Consider the following 11,027-nt stretch of genomic DNA (forward strand, 5'->3'; position numbering starts at 1 on the left):
CATCTGATTCAACATCAGTAAGCGCAAGCGTGTCTGATTCAAACTCAATGAGTACATCAGACAGTGCGTCAACAAGTGCATCAAATGTCACTTCGAATGCAACTTCTAATAGTGCATCAACTGGAGAAAGTACAAACTCATCTAATGTAGTGCAACAATTAAATCACAAAGATAATAGTGATGAGAACAAAGAACTTCCTGAAACTGGTAACAGAAATGATACTAATAATACAAACGTATTAATGGGAGCTGTTCTCTCATTACTTGCTGGATTAGGTTTAGTGAAAAAATCACGTAAAAACAAAGAAGATAAAAAATAATTATAGATTTTAATCTATGATAATATGAAGTAAAACAAAGAGGCTAAGACATAATATTGAGTTTACGTGATAGTAAATCAACTATGTTTTAGCCTCTTTGCACTCATATTAAATAAGAATTTTAGGTGGAAAAAATGTTAAGAAATAAAAATTTTAAGATTTTACACAAAAGGATTATTTTTACAATGTTCGTTCTTTTTATATACATATTTGGAAGTAATATTTCTATCATTGGTAATGAATCAATTAAAACCAGCCATGATAGCTTTTTTAAATTAGCTGTTTCAAATGTCGGTGGAGATTTAAGTTCATTGAACGTATTTTCACTGGGATTAGGACCGTGGTTAACAGCAATGATTAGTATCATGCTATTCAACTATAGAGATGTAGATAATGTTATTAAGCAGACTCGTTCAGAAAAACAAATAAAGGAAAGACTATTAACATTACTCATAGCAACGATACAAGCATACTATGTTATCCATACCTATGTTCAGAATAATATAATACAGAACACAAATATTCTGTTACTTGTATTAGTTTTATTAACAGGGACATTACTATTAGTCTGGTTAGCTGACCAAAATACTACTTATGGCATTGGAGGACCAATGCCAATTGTATTAATGAGTTTAATAAAATCTTTATTTCATCAACAATTGTCTAGTATAAATGTAACAGCAACATTATTTATTGTGATCGGATTACTAGTTATAGCGGTGCTAACACTTCTCTACATAGAATTATCAGAGTATCGACTTCATTATAAAGATATAATGAATATGTCTACACAAACTTCACATTCATATATTGCTTGGAAATTAAATCCAGCAGGAAGTATATCTATAATGATAAGTTTATCTTTGTTTCTATTGTTAAATAGTGTTATTAACTTAATTGGAAAATTACTTTTGAATAAGGAAATGAATGTAGACATTTTCGGATTTGATAATCCTGTAGGTATTACAGTATATATTGTAATACAAATCAGTTTTGGATACTTACTATCTAGATTTTTAATCAATACTAAAAGGAAATCTAAAGAATTTTTAAAAAATGGAAATTACTTTGTAGGTATTAGCCCTGGTAAAGAAACTGAGCGATATTTAAATAAAAAAGCGAGAAGAATTTGCTGGTTTGGTTCAATTACAGTGACATTGATTTTAGCAGTGCCCTTATATTGTTCATTATTGGTTCCAGAGCTTTCAAAAGAAATATATTTTTCAATACAACTTATTGTGTTGATTTATATTGGTATAAGTATAACTGAAACATTAAGGGCCTATTCTTATTTTGATAGATATAAAAGCATATTAGACAAATATTAGGGAGGAATTTTCAATGAGATATTTTATACCAGCGTGGTATAGTGGGCAAAAATTGTGGAAAGACAATACTCTTCCCTTCTATTATAAGCCGGATAAAACAGAGTTTGATGACATGATTAGCTTAATGTCTATGCATAAGAAAAATGGTTATGAATATAAGTTACTAGTATTAAATTATTCACCTAATTTAAGGTTGTTTTTACATAGACATGATTTATTTGAAAGTGATTATTGGTCTGTTTTTGATGTGTTACAAAGTGCTCCAAACACATTACCTAGAGCTATTGATTATTTAGATTTGAATTGGCCTAAAGATACAGAGTTTGTATATTCGCCATTTATGGTAGAAACAATTATAGGTGAAAATATGTATTCTCAAATTACGTTTAATCAAGAGGGATATGTACTTCATATACATGAATATGAAAATGGATTGCAACAACAAAAGATGATATTTGACGATAGAGGGTTTATATCTTCAATTATTAAATATGAAAATGATACTGAGGTTGAACAAATTTATTTAAATGTATTGGGGGAAAATATTCTAACTGAGAATTTAATAACAGGAGAAGTATTAGTTAATAACCCAGTTAAAGATTTATTAGACCATAGTAAATATTTAAATATGTTGGAAATAATAGAAGAGATTGTTGAAAAATTTTATAAAGATCAAATAACACAATCAGATGATTTTATTGCTGCTTCCGATGAAAGACACAATCAGTTAATTACACGTTATTTTGAAGCAAATCAATTATGTTTTTCTCTATTTTCAAATAGAAATAGAGAAATAACGCCACATTTAATTCAATCCATGCAACCCGCAAAAAGTTGTTTAGTTGACACAAAAGAAAATGAAAGAGAATGTAGTCTTATTGTTAATAACAATTCAATTGACATGAAAATGTCTAGAATTACACCCTTTGATACTGAAAAAATTCCAAATATAAGTTCTCAGTTATATGATGTGCATATTGGTTTTTGGATAGATAATTTATCAAGAGATGTAGTAGAACCTGTAATAGATCAGTTATATAGTTATATTAAAAATAAAGAAAACTATAGAGTTACTATTTTAATGAAAGATATAACAAGTAAAACACCAAAATGGTTATCAGACATAGTAAAAGAAAAAAATGAATTATATAATGAAGAACAAAGAACTTTAAGTGAAGAAATGGCTGATGTGTTAGAAGAAGAAATGGAATTTATAAAAATAATTAAAATTGAATCGGTCTTATTTGAAGAAGACTTAATTAGAGCAATGTCACAATTAAGAGTAGTTATAGATTTGGGTGATGAACCAGATTTATATCTGCAAATTAGCGCAATCAGTGCAGGAGTACCTCAAATTAATATGATAGAAACGGATTATGTGACATCTAATGTAAACGGATTAATAATACCAAGTTCATCTAATATGATACAGGCGTTAGATTACTTCTTACTAAGTTTGAAAAACTGGAATTATTCTTATGCATCTTCCATAAAATTAGTAGATGAATTTAGTTCGACTAAGATAATAAGAGAAGTGGACCGTTTGATAAAAGGAGAGTTATATGGCTAGAAAATTTAACATATTGCAAATCGGTGGAGAAGATTTAGAACCTATTTTCCATGATAAAAAAAACGTGTACAACGATTATCTTGATCCAATACTATTTACATTTGAAAGTGGTTATGAAGAAGCAATTGAAAATTTAATAGATGACATTGGTTCCTTTGATTTAGTATTTATTCAAACAACATATTCTCAAGAATTGATGAAAGTTATTGAAATAGTGGGAGAACCATATACGATTTATGTAGATGAAAACTACTGGGATTTTCAATTCGAAAATGATTCTCGAGTAAAATATAAATTTATTAAACCATTATTTTATAAATCAACAGATGAGTTGCATCATAAATTAAAAGCGGGCGCTTTTACTAAACAATACGGAGATAAAGTCTCACCAATTAAAGGGGAGGTAAATCCTAATTTTGAAGGAGAATTTGAGTACTTTGGTAACAAGGAACTCGTTTTGTCTGGAAATTTTGGAGAGTCGTATACGCCAATTGTTAGCTGGAACCAAAACTTAGTTTACGATAAGAATATGATGGTACAGTTATGGCCAGAATTTTTTGTAGAGGGAAATGTTGATGTCCAATATATAATTAGATTAATCCCATTTGGCTCATTAGAACATACGAAAGATGTTATTACCCTGACAAAGGATGATTTAAAACAGCCTTTGGAATTGATGCCAAGATCTTATGATGCAAACATTTCTATAGTAGTAAAAGCAAAGGGAACAGGTGTTGTACATCTTAGGGCAATCCATAAAAGGTGGTCTCGTGCAGAGATGGGCCAATTTATAATGGGTGGTCAACGTTACAACGATGAAAATGGCGAAGAGTATATACACTATTTCAATCCTGGCGATTTAAAGCCTCCATTAAATGTATATTTTAGTGGTTATCGTTCATTAGAAGGGTTTGAAGGGTATTTTATGATGAATAGTCTAGATGCTCCATTTCTACTTATTGGGGATCCTAGAATCGAAGGTGGATCCTTCTATCTTGGATCTGAAACCTATGAAAATAGCATAAAAAAAGTTATTAAAGAAACATTGGAATATTTAAATTTTAAAGAAGATGATTTGATATTATCTGGATTGTCGATGGGGTCATTTGGCGCATTATACTATAGTGCACAATTAAACCCGAGAGCTGTGATTGTTGGTAAGCCATTAGTGAATATTGGTAGAATTGCTGAAAATATGAAACTAAAACGACCCAATGATTTTGGAACAGCACTAGACATTTTGATGTCACAAGAAGGCACATTTAGTAAGGAAAACATCAATCATTTGAATAAGCGTTTTTGGGAAAAATTTAAGCAAAATGAATTTGAAAATACAACTTTTGCTATCGCATATATGCAAAATGATGATTATGATGATATAGCCTTTGATGATTTAATGTCTGTGCTAGGAGAATCCAAAACGCATATCATGACACGAGGCGTTCCTGGTAGACATAATGATGATTCGGCAACTATAACAAGTTGGTTTGTAAACTTTTATCATATTATTTTAAATAATCAATTCGGGAGAGAGTAATATGAACCAAAACAATCGATTTGATATCACCTGGACAAAGATACATAAAAGTACTTTTATGTATGGAACTAAGCTAAAATTTAAGAACAATTTTGTCAGCATGGACAATTCGTTGATGCCCTCAGGAATGGTGATACATGAATGGAACATGTTATCAAGTTATACAACAAATAAACAAGTGCCTTCATTACCACTATTGAAAAAAGGGAACAATTATAAAATTAATTTTGATTATGATGTCACACCTGAAAGATCAGTGTATTTTAAAATTGTTTTATCTAAAAAGAATGGTGAAAAAATTAAAACTATGATTATCGAAGATGATGATATTGAGTTTAAATATCCAAAAGATGCCTATTCTTATAAGATTGAATTAATGAATGCTGGATTTCAGCATTTACAATTTCGCCGAATTATTATTGAAGACCAACATATAGAGAGCAGTCACTCAACTATATCAACTGATATTAGTGAAATGATAGATAAAATCAGACACAATAAAGTATAAAATTCAGAAAGAGGTGTCATAATGACAGGCAAATTTGATAATACTATTAATAAAATGCGGTTAAAAAAACTAAATAAAACATTAAATAGTATCAATAAAATGAGTCATGTTTTTTCTGAATATACTGATGAAGCATTAAAAGCAAAAACTCAAGAATTTAAAAAGAGAATAATGGAGTCTAAAGCGACTTTAGATCAAATTTTGCCAGAAGCATATGCCGTGGTAAGAGAATCTGCCTATCGTGTATTAGGTATGTACCCCAAAGATGTGCAGGTACTAGGAGCTATAGTAATGCATCAGGGAAATATAGCAGAAATGCAGACCGGAGAAGGAAAAACGCTAACTGCAACGATGCCCTTATATTTAAATGCATTAACAGGTAAAAGAGCATTTTTAATTACGACTAATGATTACTTAGCCAAAAGAGATTGCATGGAAATGAAACCATTATATGAATGGTTAGGCTTAACTGCATCATTGGGATTTATAGACATTCCAGACTATGAATATGAAGCTGGTGAAAAGCAAAAACTATATGCACATGACATCATTTATACTACAAATGGTCGTTTGGGCTTTGATTATCTTACAGATAATTTAGCAGATCACAAGCGAACTAAATTTTTACCTGAATTACAGTTTGCAATTTTAGATGAAGTTGATTCAATCATTTTAGATGCAGCACAAACACCACTCGTTATATCCGGGGCACCACGATTACAATCTAATTTATTTGATATTGTAAAAGAATTTATACATACACTTAAAGATGGTCAACATTTTAAACTAAATAAAAATAAAAAAGAAATTTGGCTAAAAAAACAAGGTATTGATAAAGCAAATGACTATTTTAAAGTGCACCATTTATATGATGAAAGTAATTTTGATTTGGTTCGTATTATCAATTTATCATTGAGAGCAAAATATCTATTTGATTACAATTTAGATTATTTTGTATCAAATGGAGAGATTGTGTTAATAGATAGGATTACAGGGCGAATGCTTCCAGGTACGAAATTACAGTCAGGTTTGCATCAAGCAATTGAAGCTAAGGAAGACGTTGAATTATCCATTGATAAGAGTGTGATGGCTACAATTACATTTCAAAACTTATTTAAACTCTTTGACAAATTTGCAGGAATGACTGGAACAGGCAAACAAGGAGAAAAGGAGTTTTTTGAGTTATATTCGAAAATCGTAGTTGAGATTCCCACTGACAAACCTATTCAGAGACAAGATTTAGAAGATAGAGTATTCGCAAATATGGAAGAAAAAAACCAAGCTATCATTGATTTTGTGGTTGAAAAACATAAAAAATCTCAGCCAGTTCTTTTGATAACTAGAACTGCAGAAGCAGCTGAATATTTTTCAGCTAATCTATTCCAATTAGATATACCTAATAACTTATTAATTGCTCAAAATGTTTCTAAAGAAGCTCAAATGATTTCGGAAGCAGGCAATAGAGCAGCAGTCACTGTGGCTACAAGTATGGCAGGACGTGGTACAGATATTAAATTAGCAGAAGGAGTTCATGAAATTGGTGGTTTAGCAGTCATCATTAACGAACATATGGAAAATAGTCGTGTAGATAGACAGTTAAGAGGGCGTTCTGGTCGTCAAGGTGACCCAGGGGTATCTCAAATATTTGTTTCATTAGATGATTACATTGTTAAAAAATGGAGTCAATCTAAAATGATAGAGAACGACAAGTTGAAAAAAATTAATAGTGAAATTTTAGAAAATAGTAAGATTTTCCAAATGAAAGTTAATAACATTGTAAACAAAGCACAGACTGTTTCAGAAGAGACATCTATTGTTCAACGTGAGATGGCTAATGAATTTGAAAAAAGCATTAGTGTACAAAGAGATTTAATTTATAAAGAAAGAGACCGTATTTTAGATATGGTTGACAAAAACCAATTTGATTATAAGCAATTAGCGAAGGATGTTTTTAGAAACGATTTAAAAAATTTTAATATAAATGATAAAAAAGACATAATTAGCTATATCTATAAAAATCTATCTTTCAACTTTGAATCGAATAATGTAAAGATAGATGTATTTAACCAAGAGGCAATTGTTAACTTTTTAATACAACATTTTATACATCAATTTGAGGATAATCAAAAGAAAGCATCAGATCCATATTTCATATTACGCTACATACAAAAATCAATTATTAAAGCAATCGATATGGCATGGATTGAACAAGTAGATTATCTTCAACAACTAAAAGCTAATGTTAATAATCGTCAAAATGGCCAAAGAAATGCCATATATGAATACCATAAAGTTGCATTAGAATCATATGAAATTATGACTATGAAATTAAAGCGAAATATTATAAGGAATTTGTGTTTAAGTATTATTACATTTGATAAACATGGAGATCTTGTGATTTATTTCCCATAACATATAGGAGGGTTACGATGACTGTATATAATGTGAATTTTGGCATAGGTTGGGCAAGTAGTGGTATTGAATATGCTCAAGCATACAGAGCTAAATTATTGAGACAGTTGAATAGAAATATAAAATTTATTTTTTTAGATTTCATATCTTCTGAAAACATCCAAACATTGACTGATAATATAGGATTTAAAGATGATGAAGTAATTTGGTTATATCAATATTTTAGTGATATAAAAATCGCACCAACAACTTATACTTTAGATGATTTAATAGGTGAAATCGGTAACGAAATTACACATATAGAGGATAATGGCAAAATCAAAAGATTGTATTTTGATTATGATAAAAGTTCATTTTCAACATGTTATATGAAAAATGCAGATAAAAATTATGTGGATAGAGTGGAGTTTGTCGTTGAAGGCTATTTAGTAAGAAAAGATTTCTTTAGTTATACGAGAGTGTTTTCTGAATATTATGCCCCTTATCAAAATTATGCCAAGATATATATGAGACAGTTTTACAATGAAGATGGAACAATTGCATATAAGGAATATATAGATGATAAAGAAAGTGTCTTTGTCTTTGATGATGCACAACTCTATAGTAAAGCAGAATTTGTTGCATATTTCATGAATAAATTAAATTTATCAAATAGAGATATCGTGATCCTAGATAGAGCTACAAAAATTGGCCAAGCAGTATTACAAAATAAAGGTGCTAGCAAATTAGGTGTGGTAGTTCATGCAGAACACTTTAGTAATAATGCCACTGATGGCGATAATATATTGTGGAATAACTACTATGAATATCAATTTAGAAATGCAAAATTTGTGGACTTCTTTATTACTGCGACCGATTTACAAAATCGTATTTTAAGTCAACATTTTTCTAAATATACTTATGATAATCCATTAATCAGAACAGTTCCTGTAGGTAGCTTAAATCAACTTATTCATCCAGAGAAAAAGAGACTGCCATATTCAATGCTAACAGCATCACGACTGGCTAAAGAGAAGCATGTAGACTGGATTGCTAAAGCAGTTGTGAAAGCCAAAAAAGAGATTCCTAAATTAACGTTTGATATATATGGTCAAGGTGGAGAAAAAGATAAAATAGAACAAATTGTTTATGAAAATAATGCACAAGACTATATTACATTAAAGGGCCATGTTAATTTGCAGAACGTTTATTCAAAGTATGAATTATTTGTGTCTGCTTCACAAAGTGAAGGTTTCGGTTTGACATTAATGGAGGCAGTAGGTTCTGGCTTAGGAATGATTGGATTTAATGTGAATTATGGTAATCCAACATTTATTCGTAATAGTGAAAATGGATATCTTATGTCTGAAAATGTAGAATCTGCAGATGAAGAAGAAAAGATTAATGAACTAGCTTCATATATTGTGAAATATTTTAAAAATGGACCCAAACATCCAGAAAGCATATCATATGAAATTGCTAGTGAATTTTTAACTCAGAAAATAGTAGAAAAATGGGATATGCTAATTAAAGAGGTGCTACATGATTAATATATTTGATAATTATCATTTTAACTCACAATTATTACATCGTTCATTGAAACTTGCAGGATATCAACATTTGACAATTTGTTTAGAGGATGATGGTTTTTTACCAGATGATGTTACCTCTCCTTATCAATTTTTTGCTCAAAATCCAATTAATCCAAGTGATAAGCCTTTATTCTTTAATGAAGTAGAGGTGCCAACTTACTGGGAAATTACAGGTACAAATGATATGGGTGAAATAAAAAATTTAGGGGAAGTTAGAGGTAAAATTTTCTATCAACCTAATTTCAAAACTCGTATTGTAAGTCGAGTTGAGTGGTTGGATAACAAGCAACGATTACGCACAGTTGATTTCTATAATAAAAATGGGTTTAAATTTGCTGAAGCTATTTATGATTTAGCTGGTAAAGCTATAATGAAAAAGTACTTTGATCACCTAGGCAAAGAAATTATCTATGAAAATTATGTGACTGGAGACTACGTATTAAACTGGAAAAACAAGACACACTTTTTCAAGTCTCAAGAAGCATTTGTCATATATTACTTAAAACAACTAAATGTAGATTTGGATGTAATTATCTTTAATTCACTAGCGATGCCTTTTATCGCGTTATATAGAATGAATACAATTGGAAAGGGAATTCTCGTTTGGCAAGAAAATAGTCATGGAACTATTCCAGGAAATATGAAACTTATGTTTGATGAATCGTTAAATAGAAATTATTCAATCATAATACCAAATAGAGATGAATATCTAAAAATTCGCCAAGGGCTTTGTGATAAAGAACGTGATAAAGTAATTAGAGGTGGCTATCTTTATAGTTACCGAAAGCAAAACCAATTTACTAGAAATATATTAACTTTAACAAATTCCGATCAATTGTCTTGTATTGAAGAATTAGTAAAAAGTAATAGTGAATATCAATTTCATATAGCAGCTATTACAGAAATGTCTAATAGGCTATTAGATTTAATGAAATATGATAATGTTCGATTGTATCCAGTGGCGAATGAAGAGACAATTGAATCATTATATCAACGATGTGATATTTATTTAGATAACAATAAAGGTAATGAACTATTGAATGCAGTTGGTCGAGCATTTGAAAATGATATGGTGATATTTGCAACGCATGATGAAGCACATAATCGTATGTTTACAGCCCCTGAAAATATTGTTATGAAAAAAGATATTAATAATTTGACAACAATGTTGCAAAAAATGTCTATTAGTAAGAAAACATATCTAACTAGATTACAATTACAGAAAAATTATTCAAATGAAATTGAACCTGAAAAACTCATTAATAAAATTAAGGTTATGTTGCAAAGTTAATTTTATAGTATGATTTTAACGAAAAATAGATATAAGCAATTTAATAAAGAAATAATCACTGTAGTCATTGGCTACTACTCATCTAATATAAATTATTTACATAATAAATGATTATGTAAACCAAATACAAATGGACAAACGGCGTCATATAAGCGTTTGTCCATTATTCTTTAGATTATAGGTTATGAATCTTTTATACATAACTTTAACCACACGCTTTTATTCATTTTCATCAAGAAAACTTTTGTATCTTTTTAATAAGTTTCTTTAAATTCGGTGATGGTTTGCCCTGTCCATCTTTTGAAAGCTCATAAAAATGAACTCGTTTCTGAATGGCCAATTAAATAAGTTACTTCGTCAATTTCTATATGATAATTTTTAATATAATTAATAGCCATTAATTTTTGAACTTCCTGCAATTGTTGTTTATATGTTGTATTTTCAGCAGATAGATTTCTTTGGGTTCTGTTGCAAAGTTGAATTTATAGTA

General features: G+C 29.6%; 8 protein-coding genes. All 8 read left to right on the top strand.

Features of this window, described 5'->3' with window-relative positions:
* Positions 1-320, top strand: a 320-nt coding sequence (locus HMPREF2802_RS00015) for an LPXTG cell wall anchor domain-containing protein (RefSeq protein WP_083307568.1), incomplete at its 5' end; no start/stop codon positions are given.
* A gap of 134 nt (positions 321-454) precedes the next feature.
* Complete coding sequence (gene secY2 / locus HMPREF2802_RS00020) at positions 455-1,648, top strand: accessory Sec system protein translocase subunit SecY2 (protein WP_070502358.1); 1,194 nt, start codon at positions 455-457, stop codon at positions 1,646-1,648.
* A 13-nt stretch (positions 1,649-1,661) separates the two neighbouring features.
* Positions 1,662-3,218 carry an accessory Sec system protein Asp1 gene (gene asp1, locus HMPREF2802_RS00025; protein ID WP_002446817.1) on the top strand — a complete coding sequence of 519 codons (1,557 nt, stop codon included), beginning with the start codon at positions 1,662-1,664 and terminating at the stop codon, positions 3,216-3,218.
* Positions 3,211-4,755, top strand: a complete 1,545-nt coding sequence (gene asp2, locus HMPREF2802_RS00030; protein WP_070502359.1) for an accessory Sec system protein Asp2 — start codon at positions 3,211-3,213, stop codon at positions 4,753-4,755. The genes asp1 and asp2 overlap by 8 nt, the downstream gene beginning before the upstream one ends.
* Before the next feature lies 1 nt (position 4,756).
* Positions 4,757-5,263 carry an accessory Sec system protein Asp3 gene (gene asp3, locus HMPREF2802_RS00035; RefSeq protein ID WP_080391568.1) on the top strand — a complete coding sequence of 169 codons (507 nt, stop codon included), beginning with the start codon at positions 4,757-4,759 and terminating at the stop codon, positions 5,261-5,263.
* Positions 5,264-5,284: 21 nt separating this feature from the next.
* On the top strand, positions 5,285-7,675 hold the full coding sequence (secA2, locus tag HMPREF2802_RS00040) for an accessory Sec system translocase SecA2 (protein WP_070502361.1): 2,391 nt from the start codon (positions 5,285-5,287) through the stop codon (positions 7,673-7,675).
* 17 nt (positions 7,676-7,692) lie between these two features.
* The gene (gene gtfA / locus HMPREF2802_RS00045; RefSeq protein WP_070502363.1) at positions 7,693-9,204 is read left to right on the top strand and encodes an accessory Sec system glycosyltransferase GtfA; all 1,512 of its coding nucleotides are present in this window, start codon (positions 7,693-7,695) and stop codon (positions 9,202-9,204) included.
* Entirely contained in the window at positions 9,197-10,537 is a 1,341-nt protein-coding gene (gene gtfB / locus HMPREF2802_RS00050) for an accessory Sec system glycosylation chaperone GtfB (RefSeq protein WP_070502365.1), read from the top strand. Before gtfA ends, gtfB begins: the two co-directional genes overlap by 8 nt.
* Positions 10,538-11,027: the final 490 nt, after the last annotated feature.

Source organism: Staphylococcus sp. HMSC071G07, assembly GCF_001811435.1.
GTDB lineage: Bacteria > Bacillota > Bacilli > Staphylococcales > Staphylococcaceae > Staphylococcus > Staphylococcus pettenkoferi.